At 53.0% G+C, this 19527-nt stretch carries 21 protein-coding genes; 5 read left to right on the plus strand and 16 right to left on the minus strand.

Annotated elements, in window-relative coordinates; genetic code table 11:
- Positions 1 to 50: 50 nt before the first annotated feature.
- Genes EV209_RS03000 through EV209_RS03020 form a run of 5 tightly spaced genes read right to left on the minus strand, consistent with a single transcriptional unit; the run spans position 51 to position 4655 of the window.
- Positions 51 to 830, minus strand: a complete 780-nt coding sequence (locus tag EV209_RS03000; RefSeq protein ID WP_130432908.1) for a polysaccharide deacetylase family protein — start codon at positions 828 to 830, stop codon at positions 51 to 53.
- Positions 831 to 881: 51 nt separating this feature from the next.
- Positions 882 to 1868 carry an RluA family pseudouridine synthase gene (locus EV209_RS03005; RefSeq protein WP_130432910.1) on the minus strand — a complete coding sequence of 329 codons (987 nt, stop codon included), beginning with the start codon at positions 1866 to 1868 and terminating at the stop codon, positions 882 to 884.
- Between the two features lie 8 nt (positions 1869 to 1876).
- Positions 1877 to 2488 (minus strand): ABC-2 transporter permease, encoded by a 612-nt coding sequence (locus tag EV209_RS03010; protein WP_130432912.1) that lies wholly within the window; start codon positions 2486 to 2488, stop codon positions 1877 to 1879.
- Positions 2485 to 3588, minus strand: a complete 1104-nt coding sequence (locus EV209_RS03015) for a PTS transporter subunit EIIC (RefSeq protein WP_130432914.1) — start codon at positions 3586 to 3588, stop codon at positions 2485 to 2487. The genes EV209_RS03010 and EV209_RS03015 overlap by 4 nt, the downstream gene beginning before the upstream one ends.
- Before the next feature lie 8 nt (positions 3589 to 3596).
- Positions 3597 to 4655, minus strand: coding sequence for a lactonase family protein (locus EV209_RS03020; RefSeq protein WP_130432916.1), 1059 nt, complete (start codon positions 4653 to 4655; stop codon positions 3597 to 3599).
- A gap of 227 nt (positions 4656 to 4882) precedes the next feature.
- Here EV209_RS03020 and EV209_RS03025 point away from each other — a divergent pair, with 227 nt between their 5' ends.
- From EV209_RS03025 to EV209_RS03045, 5 genes are read left to right on the plus strand one after another with little or no spacing between them, the layout of a single operon-like run.
- On the plus strand, positions 4883 to 5416 hold the full coding sequence (locus tag EV209_RS03025; protein ID WP_130434139.1) for a helix-turn-helix domain-containing protein: 534 nt from the start codon (positions 4883 to 4885) through the stop codon (positions 5414 to 5416).
- Positions 5417 to 5430: 14 nt separating this feature from the next.
- Positions 5431 to 6504, plus strand: coding sequence for an ABC transporter ATP-binding protein (locus EV209_RS03030; protein ID WP_130432918.1), 1074 nt, complete (start codon positions 5431 to 5433; stop codon positions 6502 to 6504).
- Positions 6476 to 7324: an ABC transporter permease gene (locus EV209_RS03035; protein WP_130432920.1), complete on the plus strand. Its 849-nt coding sequence runs from the start codon at positions 6476 to 6478 to the stop codon at positions 7322 to 7324. Before EV209_RS03030 ends, EV209_RS03035 begins: the two co-directional genes overlap by 29 nt.
- Positions 7318 to 8106: an ABC transporter permease gene (locus tag EV209_RS03040; RefSeq protein ID WP_130432922.1), complete on the plus strand. Its 789-nt coding sequence runs from the start codon at positions 7318 to 7320 to the stop codon at positions 8104 to 8106. The genes EV209_RS03035 and EV209_RS03040 overlap by 7 nt, the downstream gene beginning before the upstream one ends.
- Complete coding sequence (locus tag EV209_RS03045; RefSeq protein ID WP_130432924.1) at positions 8103 to 9176, plus strand: ABC transporter substrate-binding protein; 1074 nt, start codon at positions 8103 to 8105, stop codon at positions 9174 to 9176. Before EV209_RS03040 ends, EV209_RS03045 begins: the two co-directional genes overlap by 4 nt.
- 26 nt (positions 9177 to 9202) lie before the next feature.
- Here EV209_RS03045 and EV209_RS03050 read toward each other — a convergent pair whose 3' ends face one another.
- The 11 genes from EV209_RS03050 to EV209_RS03095 all read right to left on the minus strand — a co-directional run bounded on the left by EV209_RS03050 (position 9203) and on the right by EV209_RS03095 (position 19497).
- The gene (locus EV209_RS03050) at positions 9203 to 11227 is read right to left on the minus strand and encodes an FAD-binding protein (protein WP_130432926.1); all 2025 of its coding nucleotides are present in this window, start codon (positions 11225 to 11227) and stop codon (positions 9203 to 9205) included.
- 29 nt (positions 11228 to 11256) lie between these two features.
- Positions 11257 to 12048 (minus strand): 3-ketoacyl-ACP reductase, encoded by a 792-nt coding sequence (locus EV209_RS03055; protein WP_130432928.1) that lies wholly within the window; start codon positions 12046 to 12048, stop codon positions 11257 to 11259.
- Between the two features lie 11 nt (positions 12049 to 12059).
- Positions 12060 to 13415: an oxidoreductase gene (locus EV209_RS03060; protein ID WP_130432930.1), complete on the minus strand. Its 1356-nt coding sequence runs from the start codon at positions 13413 to 13415 to the stop codon at positions 12060 to 12062.
- Positions 13416 to 13431: 16 nt separating this feature from the next.
- Positions 13432 to 14616, minus strand: a complete 1185-nt coding sequence (locus tag EV209_RS03065) for an N-acetylmuramoyl-L-alanine amidase (RefSeq protein ID WP_130432932.1) — start codon at positions 14614 to 14616, stop codon at positions 13432 to 13434.
- Between the two features lie 28 nt (positions 14617 to 14644).
- A complete protein-coding gene (locus EV209_RS03070; RefSeq protein ID WP_130432934.1) occupies positions 14645 to 15964 on the minus strand; it encodes a glycoside hydrolase family 28 protein in 1320 nt (439 codons plus the stop codon).
- 100 nt (positions 15965 to 16064) lie between these two features.
- Positions 16065 to 16421, minus strand: a complete 357-nt coding sequence (gene spoVAE / locus EV209_RS03075; protein WP_130434141.1) for a stage V sporulation protein AE — start codon at positions 16419 to 16421, stop codon at positions 16065 to 16067.
- 170 nt (positions 16422 to 16591) lie between these two features.
- Entirely contained in the window at positions 16592 to 16792 is a 201-nt protein-coding gene (locus EV209_RS16215) for a hypothetical protein (RefSeq protein WP_165388793.1), read from the minus strand.
- Positions 16793 to 16805: 13 nt separating this feature from the next.
- Entirely contained in the window at positions 16806 to 17036 is a 231-nt protein-coding gene (locus EV209_RS03080; protein WP_130432936.1) for an HPr family phosphocarrier protein, read from the minus strand.
- Between the two features lie 98 nt (positions 17037 to 17134).
- Positions 17135 to 18136: a stage V sporulation protein AD gene (spoVAD, locus tag EV209_RS03085; protein WP_130432938.1), complete on the minus strand. Its 1002-nt coding sequence runs from the start codon at positions 18134 to 18136 to the stop codon at positions 17135 to 17137.
- 13 nt (positions 18137 to 18149) lie between these two features.
- Entirely contained in the window at positions 18150 to 18614 is a 465-nt protein-coding gene (locus EV209_RS03090) for a SpoVA/SpoVAEb family sporulation membrane protein (RefSeq protein WP_130432940.1), read from the minus strand.
- 136 nt (positions 18615 to 18750) lie between these two features.
- The gene (locus EV209_RS03095) at positions 18751 to 19497 is read right to left on the minus strand and encodes a PP2C family protein-serine/threonine phosphatase (protein ID WP_165388794.1); all 747 of its coding nucleotides are present in this window, start codon (positions 19495 to 19497) and stop codon (positions 18751 to 18753) included.
- Between the last annotated feature and the right edge of the window lie 30 nt (positions 19498 to 19527).

Genomic DNA, 19527 nt, shown 5'->3' on the forward strand with positions numbered 1-19527 from the left:
GCAGACAAAAGGCCGCGCGGATCGTATCCTGCGCGGCTCTTGTCAGATTTTTACCCGGGAAACTGCCTCCCCTCCTGGTCTATTTGATAATTTTCCTGATAGATCAGCCGGGAAACAGGCACAATTTCATATCCTTTCTCTTCCAGGCCGGAGATCAGCGCCTCCAGCGCCTGTGCGGTATATTTCGCTCCGTTGTGCATCAGGATAATCGCTCCGCTGCGGAGTTCCTTATGGTTCAGCACCCGGTTCACAATATCTTCCACTCCGTAATTTTTCCAGTCCAGGCTGTCCACAGACCACTGAATTGGCAAATAACCGCAATTCTCTGCTGTGCTGATCAGTTCATCATCATAATCCCCATAAGGCGGGCGAAACAGCTCCATGCTTTTTCCGGTCAGTTCTTTTACTGATTCATGTACCTTCATAATCTCGTCTCTCGCCTGACCGCTGTCCAGCCGGCTCATTTCTTTATGATTCTGGCTGTGATTCCCCAGGTCATGGCCCGCCTGGGCGATGCGTTGCACATCTTCCGGATATTTTTCCACCCAGCCGCCGGTCATAAAAAAAGTAGAGTGAATCTGATGTTTCTCCAGAATATCCAGTATTTTGGAAGTATCTTCATTCCCCCAGGCGGCGTCAAAGCTGAGCGCCACCTGTTTTTTCTCTGTCTCCACACTGTATATCGGGATCTTTCTCCCCGCTGCCTGTCCGGAGGTCATCAAGGCTGCAGGCAGATATACCGCCGCCCCAATCACAACCAGAGCCGCCGCCAGCCAGGCCATTCCATTATGCAGAACATATTTGTTCCAGAACTGTCTCATTTCCACCATCCAGAACCGTTTATCAAATCATATGTCCTTCCGGCGGCGCTTATGCCTGAATCATTCCTTACGCCGCAGCGTGATCCCTCCGGAGGGTTTTGTTTCATAGGGGCCGCAGTTTCCTATGAAACACGAAAACATCTCTTTGCAGATCCCGCGCATGTCTTCCGGAAGGGCGGCGGCCAAACGGATACGTTTTCCACTGAATGGCTGGTCAAAAAACAGTCCTGCCGCATGAAGCGCAGCCCTGTCCACCCCATGCTCCGGTCCGCTCCCATACAGGGAGTCTCCCAGCAGGGGATGGCCAAGCCAGGCCATGTGCACCCGGATCTGATGGGTCCGCCCGGTTTCCAGCCGCAGCCGCAGTAAACTCCACTCTGTCCCCTCTTCTACTGTCTCGTAGTAGGTGCAGGCAGGCTTTCCTCCGGAACACACCTGCATCTTCATCAGGCTGTCAGGACTTTTTCCGATGGGAGCCATTACCGCTCCGGTCCGTGCTGCCGGGCACCCCCGCACCAGAGCGAGGTATTCCTTTTCCAGCCTCCCCACCCGCCGCTGGGCCTCCAGCTTTGAAGCTGCCACCTGATTCTTTGCAAACAGCACAATTCCGGAAGTATCCTTATCCAGCCTTCCTATTGGCCGGATTTGCATTCTGTACTCATCTTTGCCGGCCGAAAAATAATTCGCCAGCCTGTTGGCCAGCGAATCAGCGAAATGTCCCGGGGAAGGATGCGTCACCACCCCGGAAGGTTTATTAATTCCGATTATATCCTCGTCCTCATACAGAATCTCCAACGGAGAAGGATCCGGAATCCAAAGACATCCCTGTTCCTCCTCGGCCTCCTCTCCCAAAAGGACCTGGAGAACCTGGCCGCGGATCAGACAGTCACTGCTGCGTACACGGCAGCCGTCCGCTGTCAGCCCGCCGGGACGGAATTTAACGCTCCTGATCTGTGCACGGGTCATCCCGGCCCTTCTGCGGAGAATATCGCTGACAGAACGGCCTTCATCCTCTTCATCAATAAAAATCTCCAGTTTTCTTTCCATTTCATCGATCAGCGCCGGCGCCGCCTCCCAGTACTCTTACCGGATGTAACAAACTGTACCACCGTACCTGCGGCAGCGATCACGGCGCAGAGAATCCACTGGGCCACTGGGTTCACAATGCCCAACACCTCAAAAATCATGGTCCCTGCGGAGAGCCCTCCGTTGATCCCTGTAGTAAGGATAATCAGCGGTTTTGTGAACATCACGGACAACACGCCTGCCAGCACGCCGGAAAGCCCGGAAACCAGCAGCGGGATCCATGATTCCAGTCCCGGCCAGTTTCCTGTCATAAACAGATAGACCGCCGCCATGGTCATGCCTCCGCAGAGCAGAAATACTCCCAGAAGATATACCTTGTAGGCCAGAAACGCCACCGCCACGCCCAAAGCAATGCCGATCAGCACGCATATTCCGGTTTTATCATCCAGAAAATGCATGGCCGTGCCGAAGGATACAAGAAATCCAATTAAAAATCCAATGACAGAAATCCACACTTTCAGCAGCCGGTAGCCAAGAAAACAGTGCAGCAGGGCGATCACAATACCGATGCCGGCCGCAACGCCTCCCCAGCCCCCTTCCATCCGGCCCAGCAGAGATCCTGCCGCGTCCATTACACTCATTTTTCTCCTCCTATGTCATCCATTTCAGGCTTCCAGGTAAACCAGGTCAGCACAAACCCGATCACAAAAGCCGCCGCCCAGGCAGCCAGCATTCCGCCTACTCCGTGGCTCATGAAAACCGGCAGCGTCGCCAGCCCCGGAAAAGCGAACGCTGTAGCCAGCGTCCCTGACGCCCCGGTAATGCTGTTGGCAATCCCCCCGGCGATGCACCCGAACACCATGGGCTTTCTCAGCGGAATATTGACGCCGAACAGGGCGGGCTCCGTCACACCGAACACACAGGAAACCGCCGCCGACATCGCAGTTGCCCTCCGTTCCTTCAGCTTTGTCCGCAGGGCCACCGCCAGCACGGCACCCGTCTGCCCGCCCACCGGAGCCGCGAAAAGGGGCATAATCGTATCCGTTCCAGAAGCTGCCAGATTGCTCATTACAATAGGGACAAGCCCCCAGTGAAATCCCATGGTCACCATAGGCTGCTGCAGCAGCCCGGCCACACAGGCGGCTGCAATAGGGCTTAGCCCGTAGATGCTCTGGTAGCCGCCGGCCAGAAGGTTGCCCACGATAGTGCCCATGGGCCCAAAAACCAAAATCGTCACAGGAAATACGATCAGTACAGAAAACAACGGCACAAAAAACGGCTGAATAATTTCCGGGAGAATTTTTTCAAAAAAGCGCTGCACATAGCGCATCAGCAATATCCCCAGCAGAATCGGGATCACGCTGGACTGATAAGTGGCGGAAATGACCGGGATTCCCAGAAAGCTCAGTGTTTCCGCTCCTTCTGCAAACGCCGCAGCCAGATCCGGGTACAGCAGCGCGGCGCCCACCAATGCTCCCGCATATACATTGACCCCCAGACGTTTCGATGCCGAGATGCCTAAAAATACCGGCAGGTAATAGAAGAATCCGTCTGCCAGCGCATATAATATCCTGTAGGTTCCGGCGCTCTCTGTCAAGATTCCGGCAGAAGCAGCCAGAATCAACAGCCCCTTCAGAATCCCCGCGGCGGTCAGTACCGGAATCACCGGCATGAAAATGTCGCTGACAAGTGCAATCACACGCCGGAACAATCCCCGCCTTTTTATCTGTTTCTCTTCCACAGCGCCTCCTAGTTCTCAGGCAGCGGGACAATCACGCCGCTGTTGGGAGAATCCAGCCGGATAGGAGCGCCGTGCATCATCAGCACTTCTTTTTCATAATCAATCTTAAAAAACGTCACTGAATTAGAATCCTGGTTCAGGCTGGCCAGATGCCTTCCGTCAGGAAACAGGATAATATCCTTGGGATATTCACCGCTGATAGGAAGGACAGACTCCTGATAGAGCAGCCCTGACTCCTCGTCCCTGGAAAAAATCCCCACGCTGTCGTCGCCGGCATTGGAACAGAACACATATTTCCCGTCCCTGCTCATGCGGATCGCGCAGGCCGCGCTGATCTCATTGTATTTCTTGGGAAGGGTGGACACCAGCTGTTTAAATTTGAATTCCGGATGGGACCCTTCCCCATTGTAATCATAAGTAGTAATATAGTTTTTCAGTTCTGAAAGCAGATACATATGCCGCCCGTCGGGACTGAAGCCCAGATGACGGGGCGCTGATTCCAGTTCGCAGCGGATGATGTCCACCATCCGCAGCGATCCATCTTCATGGTTGAACCTGTATATCTTCACCTGGTCGATGCCCGGATCTGCCACGCACAAAAATTTTTCATCCGGCGTCAGACGCACGCAGGTGATATGAGGCCGGAAATTCCGTTCCGCCACGCTGCCCACTCCCCGGTCATAGATCTCAGCAGTGATGTCTCCCACCGATCCGTCCTGGTTCAGACGGAGCACTGTAGCCTTCCCGTCATGATATCCCGCCACGAAAATGTATCTGTTTCTCTTATCTGTGGAAACATAGCAGCCGCGCATTCCCTTGATGCCCGCAGTGTTCAGATGCCTCAGGTTTCCATTGGAAAGCACCCGGAACGCCGCGATCCCTTCATCCACTACAGCATAAAGAAAACGCTTGTCCGCTGAGACTGTCAGATAGGCCGCATTATTCACCGGAACTTCGCTGCGCACTGTCATCTGCCCGTTCTCCATATCCACATCGCAGACAGCAATCCCCTGGCTGGAACCATGGAACGTATAGCTGCCGATATATGCTGTATAATTCTGGCTCATTTTCTATTCCTCCTGTGTTGTATGATAGGGATATCATAGCACATTTCCTCTGGTTCTACAAGAAAAAATCTGACCTGGGGACGGGTTCCGAAAAAAATTTTAAATACCAGGTGACAAATCAGCCGCCATAGTATATAATAACGCTGTTTAGTAATTCTAAACTTTTGGTTTATTTTTACTTTTACTTTTTCTGATAGGATTTCTGCAGGAAAGGAATGGATACCGAAATGGAAATTGGAAAAAAGATCAGAGAACTGCGCGTCCGCAAGGGGCTGACACAGGAAGAGCTGGCGGACAGGGCGGAGCTGTCCAAAGGATTTATCTCCCAGCTGGAGCGGGACCTGACTTCCCCTTCCATCGCCACGCTGCTGGACATTCTCCAGTGCCTTGGCACGACTGTCAATGATTTCTTCAACGAGGCCGCAGAGGAGCAGATTGTATTCGGAAAGAACGATTACTTTGAAAAGCAGGATGGGGAACTGAAAAACAAAGTTCAATGGATCATACCCAACGCGCAGAAAAATGAAATGGAACCCATTCTCCTGACGCTGGAGCCGGGCGGTTCAACTTATCCTGACAATCCCCATGAGGGGGAGGAATTTGGCTATGTTCTGTCCGGCGCAGTCACCATCACCCTGGGAAGCCGCACCTGCAGGGCGAAAAAAGGAGAATCCTTCTATTTTACAGCGGATACCAAACATTATATCACTTCAAAACAGGGGGCTGTACTGCTGTGGGTAAGTTCGCCGCCCAGTTTTTGAACAAAGGAGAAAACATGAGCAATACATTGATCGATTTAGTACACATCACCAAATCTTTCGATGGGCAGCTGGTTCTGGATGACCTGAACCTGACCATCCATGAAAATGAATTTGTCACCCTGCTTGGCCCCAGCGGCTGCGGAAAAACTACCACGCTGCGCATTATCGGCGGTTTTGAGGCGCCGGATCAAGGCCAGGTGATCTTTGACGGCGCTGATATCACCTCCCTGCCTCCTTATAAAAGAGAATTGAATACCGTATTCCAAAAGTACGCGCTTTTTCCTCATATGAATATTTCCGACAACATTGCTTTCGGCCTGAAAATTAAAAATAAAAGCAAATCCTATATCCAGGATAAAATCCAGTATGCGCTGAAACTGGTGAACCTGGACGGCTATGGCCGCCGCATGCCTGATTCTCTCAGCGGCGGCCAGCAGCAGCGGATCGCGATTGCCAGGGCCATTGTGAATGAACCCAAAGTCCTTCTGCTGGACGAACCGCTGGGCGCTCTGGACCTGAAGCTGCGCCAGGATATGCAGTATGAACTGATCCGTCTGAAAAACGAGCTGGGAATCACCTTTATTTATGTCACCCACGACCAGGAAGAAGCCCTGACCATGTCAGACCAGATTGTGGTCATGAACCAGGGGTATATTCAGCAGATGGGCTCTCCGGAAAAAATTTATAATGAGCCGGAAAATGCTTTTGTAGCAGACTTCATCGGAGACAGCAACATCCTGGACGGGCTGATGCTGGAGGATAAGCTGGTGCAGATCCTGGGCGCAAAGTTCCCCTGCGTGGACGTGGGGTTTGGACGGAATAAGCCTGTGGATGTGGTGATCCGCCCGGAAGATGTGGAGCTGACTGCCCCGGAGGAGGGCGGCCTCACCGGGGTGGTGAGCCATATGATCTTCAAGGGTGTGCACTATGAGATGGAGGTGCAGGCCTGCGGCTTCGAGTGGCTGGTGCACAGCACCCGCATGTGGCCTGTGGGCACACAGGTGGGCATCCGCGTGGACCCCTTCAATATTCAGATCATGAACAAACCGGAATCGGAGGATGAGGAGGCTGTTCACATTGAAGATTAAAAAGAATCTGTCCAAAACATTGCTGGCAGGCCCCTATCTGGTGTGGATGATCGCCTTTACCATCATCCCTCTGTGCATGGTCGGCGTGTACGGCCTGACAGACAGGACCGGTGTTTTTACCATGGACAACCTGACTCTGCTGGCGCAGCGGGGCTATATGAAAGCGCTGCTTTTGTCCCTGGGCCTTTCGCTGCTCAGCACAGTGATCTGCCTGGCGCTGTCCTATCCTCTGGCGATGATCCTGCGCAGCCGGGGAAACGGACGGAAAGGATTCATGGTATTTCTGTTCATTCTGCCTATGTGGATGAATTTTCTGCTGCGCACGCTGGCCTGGAGGACGCTGCTGGAGAAAAACGGCGTAATCAATGCCCTTTTGGATCTTATGGGGCTTCCTTCGCTGCAGATCATCAACACGCCGGCCGCTATTGTGCTGGGTATGGTCTACAACTTCCTGCCCTTCATGATTTTGCCCGTCTACAACTGCCTGATGAAAATAGACAATGATGTGATCAACGCGGCAAAAGACCTGGGAGCCAATGCGTTTCAGACTTTTTTCCGGGTGATCCTGCCCCTGAGCGTGCCCGGCATCATCAGCGGCGTCACCATGGTGTTCATTCCCGCGCTCACCACCTTTGTGATTTCCGATCTCCTGGGCGGAGGCAAGGTACTGCTGATCGGGAACATTATCGAGCAGAAATTCACCACTGCCAACAACTGGCATGTAGGTTCCGGCCTGTCGCTGGTGCTGATGATCTTCATTCTGATCAGCATGGCCGTCCTGAACAAATATGATAAAAACGGGGAGGGAAACGCATTCTGATGAAACGGCTGAAACGTATTCTGGCCGATGCCTATCTGGGCATCATTTTCCTGCTGATGTACGCGCCCATCGCCACTTTGATGGTGCTCTCCTTCAACAGCAGCAAGTCCCGGGCCAAATGGGGCGGATTTACCCTGGACTGGTATCAAAAACTTCTGGACAGCCCTGAAATTATGGAGGCGCTGATGAACACGCTTTCCATTGCGTTTTTCAGCGCCCTGATCGCCACGGTAATCGGTACTCTGGCCTGCATTGCAATAAACCGTATGCGCAAATCCACAAAGGGGCTTTTTCTTGCGCTGAACAATATCCCATTGCTGAATGGAGATATTGTGACCGGCATTTCCATGATGCTGGTATTCATCGCTTTCGGAATCACCTTTGGCTACGGCAGTATTCTGATCGCCCATACCACCTTCAATATTCCTTACGTGGTGCTCAGCGTCCTGCCCCGGCTGCGCCAGACAAACCGCAGCACCTATGAAGCCGCCATGGATCTGGGGGCGGCCCCTGTGCAGGCCTTTGTGAAGGTCGTTCTTCCGGAACTTTTTCCCGGCATCCTCTCCGGTTTTCTGATGGCCTTTACCATGTCCCTGGATGATTTTATTATCACGCATTTTACAAAAGGCGCAGGCATCAATACCCTGTCCACCCTGATTTATAGTGAAGTGCGCCGGGGCATTCAGCCCACCATGTACGCGCTATCCACCATCATGTTCATCGCCGCTCTGGTGCTGCTGGCTTTGGCGGGCCGCCCGAAGCGCAAAAAGGAGGCCGTATGACAAAGAGAAACTATTTCTTCCTGGCAGCTGCCCTGGTAATTTCCTTCACCTCAGCCGGTTGCGGCAGCTCCCGGGAGGATAACAGCGGCCGGTACCCCAACGGGCAGGTGATCGTTTACAACTGGGGAGAATACATCGGGGAAGACGTCATTGCAAAATTTGAGGAAGAAACCGGCATACAGGTGATCTATGACATGTTTGAAACAAATGAGGAAATGTATCCCAAAGTAGAATCCGGCGCGGTGGCCTATGATGTGATCTGCCCCTCTGACTATATGATTCAGAAGATGCGGGAAAACGGCCTCCTGCAGCCCATTGATTTTTCCAATGTCCCCAATCTGAAATATATCGGCAGCGAGTATCTGGAGTACAGCCGGGCTTTCGACCCGGAAAACTCCTATTCTGTCCCTTACTGTTGGGGTACGGTAGGAATCCTGTATAATAAAACCATGGTAGAGGAACCGGTGGACAGCTGGGATATCCTGTGGGACCCCAAATATAAAAACGAAATCCTGATGCAGAAATCTGTACGGGACGCTTTTGCGGTAGCTGAAAAAAAGCTGGATTTTTCGCTGAATTCCACCAGCGAGCCGGAACTGGCTGCCGCCAGGGACCTGTTGATCGAGCAAAAACCTCTGGTACAGGCCTATGTCATCGACCAGGTCAGAGATATGATGATCGGAAATGAAGCCGCGATCGGGGTGATCTATTCCGGTGAGGCCCTGTATACCCAGGAGGAAAATGAAAACCTGGAATATGTGATTCCAAAGGAAGGGTCCAATCTTTGGTTTGATTCCTGGGTAATCCCCGCCAATGCTCCTAACAAGAAAAACGCGGAGGCCTGGATCAATTTCATGTGCCGCCCGGACATCGCCTATGATAATTTTGATTACATCACCTACGGCACTCCTAATACCGGCGCCATGGAAATGATGGATGAAGAATTGCTGGAAAATCCGGTGCTGTTTCCGGATGAGGAATTGCTGGAGGAATGCGAAGTATTTCAATATCTGGGGCCTGACGCAGAAGCAATTTATGATGAATATTGGATGGAGGTTCTGTCGGAATGATTCCGGCAGAACCTCCATCTCTTTCTTTATTCCATCCTCTCCCGATAATCCGCCCAGACAGTTTCAAACCACTGATCCCGTTCCGGAACAGGCCTGACCTCTTCTGTCCAGGACACCGCGCCCTGCTCCTCCAGCCTTGTGAGCACCCTCTGATTGGAAGCGTCCGGCCGTTCCGGCGCATAGGCCAGACTTTCCAGACCCGTACAAGGGACTCTTCCCCCGCTTTCCAGCACCAGGGCAGAGCCTCTGCTGCTCCACCTCTCTCCCGACAGCTCCATGGCGGAAAGCACCGCGGTCTGGGCAGCCAGCTGGTCCAGCAGCCGGAAGCAGTGCTCGGGGCTGCTGCCGGAGCAATCCGCATAGTCCTGAAGATGATTCAGCATATTGCAGGTCTGTTCTTTCAGAGCCCTGATCTCATCCAAAGACCGCAGCTCTGCGGCATACCTGCTCATCTCACGGCGCAGCATACGGCGCAGTTCTGCCGGAGATTTTTTACTGCTTTCCTGTCGTTCTTCCTGGCTTTTTTTCTCCGCCAGACTGCAGCCCAAGTTCATCAGCCAGTTCAATGCTTCTTCCACCTGAACCGCAGCGGGGGGACATACCGGCTCCTCCAGCCCGCAGACGGCGGAAATTGACTTCTCTTCAGCCACTCCTGCCTTTCTGCGTCTTCGCCGGACAATATGCTCCGCGGCCCGCATGGACCCCACCTGAGTGGAATTCAGCGCGCTGCCGCCGGGCCGGTATATGCCAAACGTCCCTGCCGCTTCTCCTGCCGCGTACAGGCCGGGAACCGTAGTCTGCCAGTCCGAATCCACCCTCAGCCCACCGTTCTGATGCTGGGCGCAGACGCTGATCTCCAGCATTTCTTCCGCCAGATCTATTCCATGGGCGCGGTAAAGCTCAATGGCCTGCGGGTTCATTTTTTCCAGCCTGGAATAAGGTGTTCCGCCCACCGCCCCTGACTTCTCCAGATATACGCGGGCTTCCTGGGACAGGCCTTCAAAGCCCTGCTCCAGACCAGAGGGATTTTTCCTGAAATCCAGATAAACCCTTCTCCCCAGATCATATTTCTGGTGATAGACAAGCATATCCACCACAGAAGAGCCAGGGAGCTTGCGGATATCAAAAGGCCACTGGTAGCCTTTCAGAAAGACGGCTGACAGCGCTTCTTCCGGAGAGTCAAAGTATTCTGGAAGGAATTCGTGTTCCTGCCCTTCTTTGTCCACAGACACATATCTGGGCAGCGCCTGCTGGTAGGTGCCGGACACATTCCAGCGGAATTTTACAGAAGCCAGCCCGTACTGCCATTCCTGCAGGTTAGCGCCTTGTGCGCCTGCCAGCATGGGAATTCCCGTCATTCCCTGATGCCCCAGCGGATAGACGGAATCCTCGTACAGCCCGGCCGGACCTCCGGAGCACCAGAGGACTGCATCAGCCAACAGCACCCGCAGTCCATAATCCTGCTTTTCCTGTTCCTTTCGTTCCACGCACAGCAACCCGCAGGCACGGCCCTTTTCTTTTAGGATCCTGACTGCCAGCCAGCCGTCCAGGACCTCCGCCGCGCCGCAGGCCTCCCACTTCGTCAGAGAGGCCTCCAGTTTTTCTGTCATAAACCTGGAAGTCAGCGGCCCTGCTGAAGTAGCCCGCTGGCGGGGGTCGTGGTCCGTTTTATACCCCACATACTCTCCGAAACGGTTTGTGGGAAACGGCACGCCCAGGTTTGCCAGCTTCATAAACGAACGGACAGAACCCGCGGCCTCCGCCAGGGCTGTTTCACCGTCTACTCCGCTGCCGGAGTAAAGAGTTTCCGCCATCTCTTCCACGGAATCTGCCCCGCCGCCGGACAGTGAGAGTTTATAATACGTCTGCTTGTCACTTCCGGTATTGCGGGAAGTCCCCAGATTTCTCCCTTCTGTCACCAGCGCCACATTCTTTTGCCCCAGGGAACAGAGCCAATCCGCGCCGTTGAATCCGGCGCAGCCGCTTCCCACTACAATCGTATCAAAACATAGTACCGGAATCGTAATTCCGTTGATTTTCCACTCCGCCATACTTTACCGCCTTCTGCCTGAACTGTAGTTCACAGCCTTCTGATATGAAAGCCTCCGTCCGCGTTCAGCACCTGGCCTGTGGCGAAATCCAGCAGCCCTCCGGCCGCAGCCCAGACACAGTCCGCCACATCTTCCGGCCTGCCGAAACGCCTGATGGGTGTTACGCCTTCTTCGATCAGTTTCGCATACTTTTCATGTACCTTTTCTGTCATATCCGTGGCAATAATTCCGGGACGCACCTCAAAAACGCCGATTCCGGCCTCTGCAAGGCGGTCCGCAAAGAGCTGCGTCACCATGGAAATCCCAGCCTTTGTCACGCAATATTCTCCGCGGTTTGTGGAAGAAGTATAGGCTGACATAGAGGAAATGTTCACAATTCTGGGCCTGAAATCTTCCAGGCCTTCCCGGAGCTGGCGAAGCATCAGGTTCGCTCCGCCCTGGCACATGAAGAAAGTTCCCTCCAAATTAATCCGCACCAGCCGTTCAAAGCTTTCCGGCGTGGTATCCAGCAAGTCCAGTCTCACATTGGGAGCCACACCTGCGTTGTTCACCAGCGCATCCATCCTGCCGTAATGTTCCTGCACAAAGGCGAACAGATTTTTCCTGTCCTCTTCCAAAGAAATATCACACTGCAGATAAAGGGCGGGCCGGGACTCCTCCCGGCCGTACTGCTCATTCAGCTGCCCCACCAGTTCTTCTGCCGCGCTCTCCGGAGAAGCCGCCGCCAGCAGCACCTGATACCCTTCCTGCAGAAAACGTTTTGCAATTCCCAAACCAATGCCTCTTCTGGCGCCGGTCACCACTGCAACTTTTTCTGTCATTTCAATTCTCCTCACACATTGGACACCATATGGCGCACATCTTTCTCATTATTCAGAACATGCTGGCGGTACAGCGGCATATAAGCCTCCGAATCGCGCACTACGCAGCCCGCGGGAGCCACGCTGCGCATCAGCTCCGTACACTTGCTGCAGGTGACGCAGCACTTCTTCGGATCCAGGCAGCCCTTTGTCAGGATGTCCTTCGCAAATTCCGGATAAGCAAAGGCCTGTCTGCCAAAACCAGCCATATCGCAGTATCCCTGCTCCACCATGCCTGCCGCCAGGTTCGCGCTGTACTGGCGCAGGTAAGTCACTGCGGAGCCGATCACCTTCACATCCGGGCAGGCTTCCTTCACCTGGCGGAAGCACTCCGCCGCTCTGGCAACGCTCTCCAGAGGGTGATAGGGGGGCTCGTATGCGCCGATATCGTAAGGGCGGTTCACATGGGGGTTAAAATAAGGATTTCCGATGGTCAAATCGATGAGTTCCAGGCCGTAATCCTTCTGCAGCCGCTTAATCAGGGCGATTGGCTCAGACACATCCGGTACCAGCTCGCTTTCTTTGGATACTCCGAAACCATAAGGATATGGGATCGCGTCATATGTATTCATTCTGGAAGTAAAAATGAAATCTCCGGTCACCGCTGCCTCAGCCGCTGCATAGGCCTCTCTGATCATCCTGGTGCGGTTCTCAAAGTCTCCTCCGTAGATGCCGGGCCTGGTGTACGCTGAAAGCAGTTCGCTGAACAGGTAGCGGTGACAGGCCTTTATGTCAATCCCGTCAAAGCCGGCTTCTTTTGCCAGGCGTGCGGTCCGTCCATACGCTTCCGCCAGCCCTTTCAGATAATCATCTGTAACGATACAGGAATCCGGCAGCGGCGTTTTTTCCAGAACAGGATTGTGGCAGGCGATCATCGGAGCAGGTGCGTCAGGTTTGGAATATCTCCCGGAATGGGTGGCCTGCAGAATGATCACCGGCTGATATCCGTGTTCCTTTGCGTAGAAATCCCGTGTTTCAGTGATCAGCGCTTTAAACTCGTCCACATTCTGCTCAGTCAGCATGGACTGCAGCGGATTCGCCCGCCCTTCCCGCACCACGGCGGTGGCTTCATACCAGATCAGCCCGGCGCCGCTCTGGGCAAACCTTCTGTACCGGCGTTTGGTCATCACATCCGGCGCCCCCTCCGGCGTGCTGTCGCAGCCTTCCATGGGCTGGATCGCCAGGCGGTTGGGCGCGCTGTGGCTGCCAAAGGTCATAGGCTCTGCCAGAATCTTCATATCCTCAGACAGAGGGATCGTCACGCCCAGCTCCGCCGCTTTGTCCTGAATGGATTTCAGGGAATCATAATGAAATTTTTCAAACTGCATAGTATATCTCTCCTTATCAATGTGATGCAAAATATTCGTCCACCCCGTCGCAGATTCCCTGGACGATCTGGTCCTGTACGGACGGAGTGTTCAGCGCCCTGTCCTCATCGGGATTGGACATATAGCCCATCTCTACAATGGTCACGGGAATCCTGCTCCAGTTGATGCCGCTCATATCATCTGAACCCAGAACACCGATATTGCGGAATCCGGTCCTGGCTGAAATATGGTTGACCACTGACTGAGACAGGGAAATGCTGGAAGCTGATAGATGGGCCACAAAAGGATTTGCGCCGGTGGGCGCCATGGTGAGCACGCCCCGCTGGGCTGAATTTGCGGAACTGTTGGCATGAATCCTCAGAAAAATCTCTGCGCCGCTGGCATTAGCCATATCTGCGCGGTCCTTATTGGACAGCAGGACGTCCTGGGAATCCCGCACCAGGAATACGCGGTACCCTCTGGCCTGCAGCGCTTCCCTCAGTTTCAGGGAAACGGTCAGGTTCAGCTGTGATTCATGGATTCCTGTCACACAGCCCTGGGTTCCGGTGGTGGTCTTGGCTTTCATCACCGTAGAGCCGGGCCCGATGGGCTCCAGCTCACTCCAGCCTCTGCCCTGATGCCCCGGATCAATCGCCACGATTCTTCCGCTCCCGGTAACAGGAGGCTGGACTGGGACAGTGGGCTGGGGAGCGGCAGATTCAGGCGCCTTGGAAGTCTCCGGCGCCCCGGCGGTTTCCGGCGCACCGACGCGCAGATACCTGCTGGCCGCATAGCACACCATGCCTCCCACTTCCAGCCGGCTCCAGGTCTCTCCGGCTCCGGTGCGCAGCGCTCCCCGCCCTGCTTCCAGAACGCCCAGCACGGCGCTGTCTGTGGACGGCGCCTGGCGCAGCCGTACTGAAGCCTCAGCTGTTACCTGCTCGGAAACGTCTTCAAAATGCTCTTCTGAAGAAGGTTCGGTTTCCTTCCCTGACTCAACCTCAGTTTCTTCGGCAGAGGTTTCTGCCGCATCTGTCTCCGTTTCCCTGTCCCCTGGTTGCTGGGCTGTAGATGCACCGGTATTTTCTTCTTTCGGTGATTCCGTACTTGTGCCAACAACACTGCTCTCCGGGGCAGCCACAGGTTTTCCGCAGCCGCCTGCTGCCAAAATGACTGCCAGCAGAAGAGCAGCTATCCCGCTCCATTTTCTTTTCTTTATCATTTTCAGTTATCCCCGCCTCATTTTAAGCTCAGGCAATCACAAAATCCTCTGTGTCCGCCGCATCGACTTCCTGTTCCACAAACTTCTTCACTTCTTCATGAACCTCTATTTTCAGGTTATTAAATTTTACTCCCTTTGCGTAACGGCAGTACACTGCGTTCAGCGTGCCCGGAATAATTCCTTCTCCCTCGCAAGGGCGCAGATCGTGGTTGATCTTCGGCCAGTCCGTGGTCTCCACCAGCTCCACCCGCACATTTTCAAAGTAAAGGTCTTCCACAAGGTTATTTTCCATACCATGGATGAAAATACCGTTCTCGCCCTTGCAGTTAATATTCTGGAAGCGTATATTCTTTATCCTGCCCGCCTTTACTCCCGGTTTACGGTCTATTGCGGTGATGGAAACCGGCTCCCCTTCGCCCCACCAGTGCTTTGAAAACCGTCTTGTCTCAATGCTGATATTGGAAAAATTACAATTCTCGATGGCGCCGCCGTCCCGCAGCTGCAGGGAAATCCCCCGGTTTGTCCGGGTGATCACACAATTACTCACGCTGATATTTTTAAATGTATCCTCACTCTCAGTTCCAAACTTGACCGCAGCGCTGGTAGAGGTCAAAGTGCAGTTCGTCACCACTATATTCTCGCAGTTGCCGTACTGCCTTGCGCTGCCGGTATTTTTAAACACGATGCAGTCGTCAGCTGATTCAATATGGCAGTTGGCAATGCGCACATTCCTGCAGTGGTCCGGATCAATGCCGTCACAGTTGGCGAGGCGCAGATTGTTCAGAATCCGTATGCCGTCGATCAGCACGTCCTCGCATCCCACCAGATGAGTTGTCCAGAACGCGCTGCCGGTGAGCGTTACTCCGGTCAAGGTAAGCTGCGTCACATGTTCAAAAAACAACAGCGGGATGCGGGGATAATAAGAACCGTCAATATGCCATTTCGTCACGGTCCCGTAATAAATTTCTTCATTGCCGTCAATTTTCCCGGAACCTGTAATGGCCACATATTTTGCATCTTTTGCATATATAAAATAATTTTCAGGCTTCCCGGCATATTCGCAGTTCATATAAGTAGGGACTTTGATAGCGGTATCCAGTTTCTCCATATCCGTGAACGCGCCGTAATCCTCTTTTTTCTCACTGGCCCTCAGTACAGCCCCCATCTCCAGATGCAGTTCCACATAATCCTTCAGCACCAGCGACCCAGTCTTATAGGTTCTGCCGCCTGGTACCAGGACTCTGCCGCCTCCATCCCGGGCGCAGGCGTCGATTGCGGCCTGAATCGCAGGCCCGTCATTGTTCCTGCCGTCTCCCGCAGCCCCATAAGCCAGAATATCATAAGTCATTGTCAGTTCCTCCCTCTCCGCCTCAGGAGCAGTAATTTATTCTCCTGAAGTGTAATTTTTTCATATTGATAGTTTACCATATCCTCCGGCTTCCGGCAACTCAATCTTTCATTTTCGGTGAAAAAATCAGGGATGCAAGATAGCCAAACACAAGAGCCGCAGAGATTCCAACTGCGCCGGCTTTGAATCCTCCTTTGAAGATCCCCAGAATCCCGTCCTGAGCGATGCCTTCCCGGACCCCTTTCCACAATGTGTTTCCAAAACCCAGCAGGGGCACAGTTGCGCCGGCGCCGGCCCATTCAGCAAACGGGCCGTAAATGCCCACCGCTCCCAATATAGCTCCCGCCACAACCAGCAGTACCATAATCCTGCCGGGCATCAGTTTTGTCTTATCCATCAAAAGCTGTACCAGAGCGCAGATTACGCCGCCTACCAAAAAAGCTTTTACAAATTCCATCATCAGACCTCCATTCTTTTGCTTACAAAAATAGGGTGCTGCACACTGCGGAAATTATTCATTTTTTTCTTTGAAATCCTTCACAATTTGTTCAAATTACCGTCACAGGATTTCCATATCTGGTTTCTATACTATAACCATAGCAATCAACAAACAGCTAAACTTTTTTTTCATAATACGGCAGGCGCTGAGAACAGTGCCTGCCCCCTCCTTTTTACAGGATCTATATCCCCCGGAGGGGTTGTTGCATAGGGAACGCAGTTTCCTTTGCAGCAATGAAAAAGCATGAAGAATGGCTGTCTCATACATCGTCTGCCATTCTCCATGCTTTCTGCAATTATTTCCTTTTCAGGAACTTCTTTCCTGCGCATCTCCCAAGTATCGTCAGGATACCAGATACTCCCGGATAATCTCCCGAAAATTCTCCGGCTCTTTTCCTTCCACTCTTACATCAATGGCCCGGCTCAGATCCAGACTCAGTATTCCCATGATGGATCTGGCGTCTGCGGCATACCGGCCGGATATCAGGGATACTTTCGTATCCACCTTGTTCATCAATGCGGAAAATTCCTTTACAGCACCGATGCTGTTTAAATGAACTTTTATTTCCTGCATCTGTGTCACTCCAATCTTTTATCTTCAAGGTATAATTATACACGGCTGCTCTGTATTCCTCAATATCAGATTCTCACAAAATTTTACTGCAGCCGGAATTAATATTCCAACGATATCCCATGAGCAATCCCCGGCACACTCTGGCCTTCGTTGAAACTGACAGTGGACAACAGGGCGCCCGTTGGTACAAACAGGACCCTTCTCCATTTGCGTTTTTCCATCTGCGGCAGGATCATGGCCGCCAATACTGTGGCAGAACAGCCGCAGCCGCTCCCGCCTGCATGGGTGTCCTGCTTTTCATTGTCATAGATCTCCAGGCCGCAGTCCATATGCTGTTTTTCAATATCCATGTTCTTATCCTTCAGCAGCTGCAGCAGGATTTCCTTTCCTACGGTTCCCAGATCCCCAGTGATGATCTTATCATAATATCCCGGTTCCAGCCCAAAATCCACAAGATTTCTGTAAATCGTGTCCGCTGCGGCAGGCGCCATGGCTGCCCCCATATTCATGGAATCCTTGATGCCGTAATCCACGATTTTTCCCGCAGTTGCTCCTGTAATCCTGACAGTACCGCCCTGGCGGCCCAGAACCACCGCTCCAGCCCCGGTGACTGTCCAGGTGGCGGACAAAGGCCTCTGATTGCCATATTCCAGAGGGAAGCGGAACTGTTTCTCCGCGCTTCCGAAATGGCTGGAGGTGGCGCAGAGCACATACTCCGCGCAGTTCCCCGCTACTGTCATAGCTCCCAGGTGCAGGGATTCCCCCATGGTGGAGCAGGCTCCGTACAGGCCGAACACCGGTATTCCCAGCCCGGCCATGCCGAAAGAGGTAGCGATGCCCTGGCCCAGCAGGTCTCCCGCAAAAATATACCGGATCCTGCTCTTGCCCACCGCGGCTTTTCGGATGGCAGTCTCCGCGGCCCGTTTCTGCAGTTCGCTTTCCGCAGCCTCCCAGTTATCCTGGCCTGCCATGGGATCCTGTTCAATTTCATCAAAACAGGCGCCCAGCGGGCCTTCGCCTTCTTTTTTGCCTACCACAGACGCAGCGGCCACCACTTCCGGGGGCTGTTCAAACCGAATGCTTGCTTTTCCCTGTTTCATATTCAGCCCCTCCTCATGCCAAAACTCCGCATTGCTGCAGAATAAAATAGATCAGCCCTAACAGCCAGGAGGTGAAGATTCCGTACAGAATCACCGGTCCGGCAATGGTGAAAATTTTACAGCCAATGCCGAAAACCTGCCCCTCCTTCTGATACTCAATCGCAGGGGCAGCCACAGAATTGGCAAACCCTGTGATCGGCACCAGAAATCCTGCTCCGCCAAATTTTACCAGCTTGGAAAACAAGTTGAACCCTGTGAGCAGCACGGCCAGTCCTACCAGCACAAGCAGCTCCCATGCGGCCGCAGCATCTTTCTCCATACCGGAGGACATAAACCAGCTGATCAGCCCCTGCCCCAGCAGGCAGACGAGACCGCCGCAAAAAAACGCGCGGAGCATGCTGAGGAAAATATTGTGCGTAGGCGTCACCTGTTTTACATATTCCTGATACGCCTTTTTTTGTTTTTCTTTTTCTTCCATTCCCAACCAGCCTTTCTGTTGGGCAAGCTCTGCGCGGTCTTCTTTGTCGCAGCTTCCTGCCCACCTGTTCTATCAATTCCCTTTTTCTACAGTCTGGGCAGAAATTGTAATCCTATTCCTGTAAATATTAATCGTTTTAAATTGTGGAATCAGAAATTGTATCCATAATAATCACTGTACAATCATCTTCTGACCCTGCTGCAACCGCTTTTTGAATCATAATCTCCGCCGCATCCCGGGAAGAATTCTCCCGCAGAATATCCTCCATCTCATCTGCGCTCAGATACTCATGTACGCCGTCAGATGTCATCAGAATTTTCGCGGGCAGTCCTCTTTCAAAAACAGGGCTGACTTCTAATGGTTCGATAAATTTCACATTCCCCCCGCCAAACGCTCCTCTTATTTCATTTTTATTGCAAACTTCCGCGGCAGCCGCGTTCCCGGTATTGATCAGCCATTGACTGATCGTCTGGTCTTCTGTTATTTGTTTCAGAAAGCTGCCCTGCGCAGCATACAGCCTGGTATTTCCGCAATGTGCAAGAAGCGCCTGCTTTTTTGTGAGGAACAGTCCGGTGAAGGTAGTCGCCATAGTTTCATGGCCCTGTATTTTGCCGGCATGGGCAATCAATGCGCGGTTTATCTCTCTCAGAGAATCGGTCAAATCCTCACATGATATTTGTTCCGGAATATTAGCCGCCCGGTCCATGACAAATAGTGAGGCTTCATCACCGCCTGCATTGCCGCCCACGCCGTCCCCGACGCAAATTTTCAGCGGCCCCTCCGCTATTATTTCCCCCGCTTCGTTGTTCGCGATATAAGTGCCAAGCAATGCGGAATCATCACACTTTTCTTTATATATGCCCTTTTGGATTCTATAAGTCATCCGAAATGCCATTTCCGCCTCACCTCTTTT

It is taken from the genome of Cuneatibacter caecimuris, assembly GCF_004216775.1.
GTDB lineage: Bacteria > Bacillota > Clostridia > Lachnospirales > Lachnospiraceae > Cuneatibacter > Cuneatibacter caecimuris.

Coding starts and splice junctions, on each gene's coding strand:
- EV209_RS03000 (WP_130432908.1), bottom strand. CDS start 830: ATGGTGGAAATGAGACAGTTCTGGAACAAATATGTTCTGCATAATGGA.
- EV209_RS03005 (WP_130432910.1), bottom strand. CDS start 1,868: ATGGAAAGAAAACTGGAGATTTTTATTGATGAAGAGGATGAAGGCCGT.
- EV209_RS03010 (WP_130432912.1), bottom strand. CDS start 2,488: ATGAGTGTAATGGACGCGGCAGGATCTCTGCTGGGCCGGATGGAAGGG.
- EV209_RS03020 (WP_130432916.1), bottom strand. CDS start 4,655: ATGAGCCAGAATTATACAGCATATATCGGCAGCTATACGTTCCATGGT.
- EV209_RS03025 (WP_130434139.1), top strand. CDS start 4,883: ATGGAAATTGGAAAAAAGATCAGAGAACTGCGCGTCCGCAAGGGGCTG.
- EV209_RS03030 (WP_130432918.1), top strand. CDS start 5,431: ATGAGCAATACATTGATCGATTTAGTACACATCACCAAATCTTTCGAT.
- EV209_RS03035 (WP_130432920.1), top strand. CDS start 6,476: ATGAGGAGGCTGTTCACATTGAAGATTAAAAAGAATCTGTCCAAAACA.
- EV209_RS03045 (WP_130432924.1), top strand. CDS start 8,103: ATGACAAAGAGAAACTATTTCTTCCTGGCAGCTGCCCTGGTAATTTCC.
- EV209_RS03050 (WP_130432926.1), bottom strand. CDS start 11,227: ATGGCGGAGTGGAAAATCAACGGAATTACGATTCCGGTACTATGTTTT.
- EV209_RS03055 (WP_130432928.1), bottom strand. CDS start 12,048: ATGACAGAAAAAGTTGCAGTGGTGACCGGCGCCAGAAGAGGCATTGGT.
- EV209_RS03060 (WP_130432930.1), bottom strand. CDS start 13,415: ATGCAGTTTGAAAAATTTCATTATGATTCCCTGAAATCCATTCAGGAC.
- EV209_RS03065 (WP_130432932.1), bottom strand. CDS start 14,616: ATGATAAAGAAAAGAAAATGGAGCGGGATAGCTGCTCTTCTGCTGGCA.
- EV209_RS03070 (WP_130432934.1), bottom strand. CDS start 15,964: ATGACTTATGATATTCTGGCTTATGGGGCTGCGGGAGACGGCAGGAAC.
- spoVAE (WP_130434141.1), bottom strand. CDS start 16,421: ATGGAATTTGTAAAAGCTTTTTTGGTAGGCGGCGTAATCTGCGCTCTG.
- EV209_RS16215 (WP_165388793.1), bottom strand. CDS start 16,792: ATGCGCAGGAAAGAAGTTCCTGAAAAGGAAATAATTGCAGAAAGCATG.
- EV209_RS03080 (WP_130432936.1), bottom strand. CDS start 17,036: ATGCAGGAAATAAAAGTTCATTTAAACAGCATCGGTGCTGTAAAGGAA.
- spoVAD (WP_130432938.1), bottom strand. CDS start 18,136: ATGAAACAGGGAAAAGCAAGCATTCGGTTTGAACAGCCCCCGGAAGTG.
- EV209_RS03090 (WP_130432940.1), bottom strand. CDS start 18,614: ATGGAAGAAAAAGAAAAACAAAAAAAGGCGTATCAGGAATATGTAAAA.
- EV209_RS03095 (WP_165388794.1), bottom strand. CDS start 19,497: ATGACTTATAGAATCCAAAAGGGCATATATAAAGAAAAGTGTGATGAT.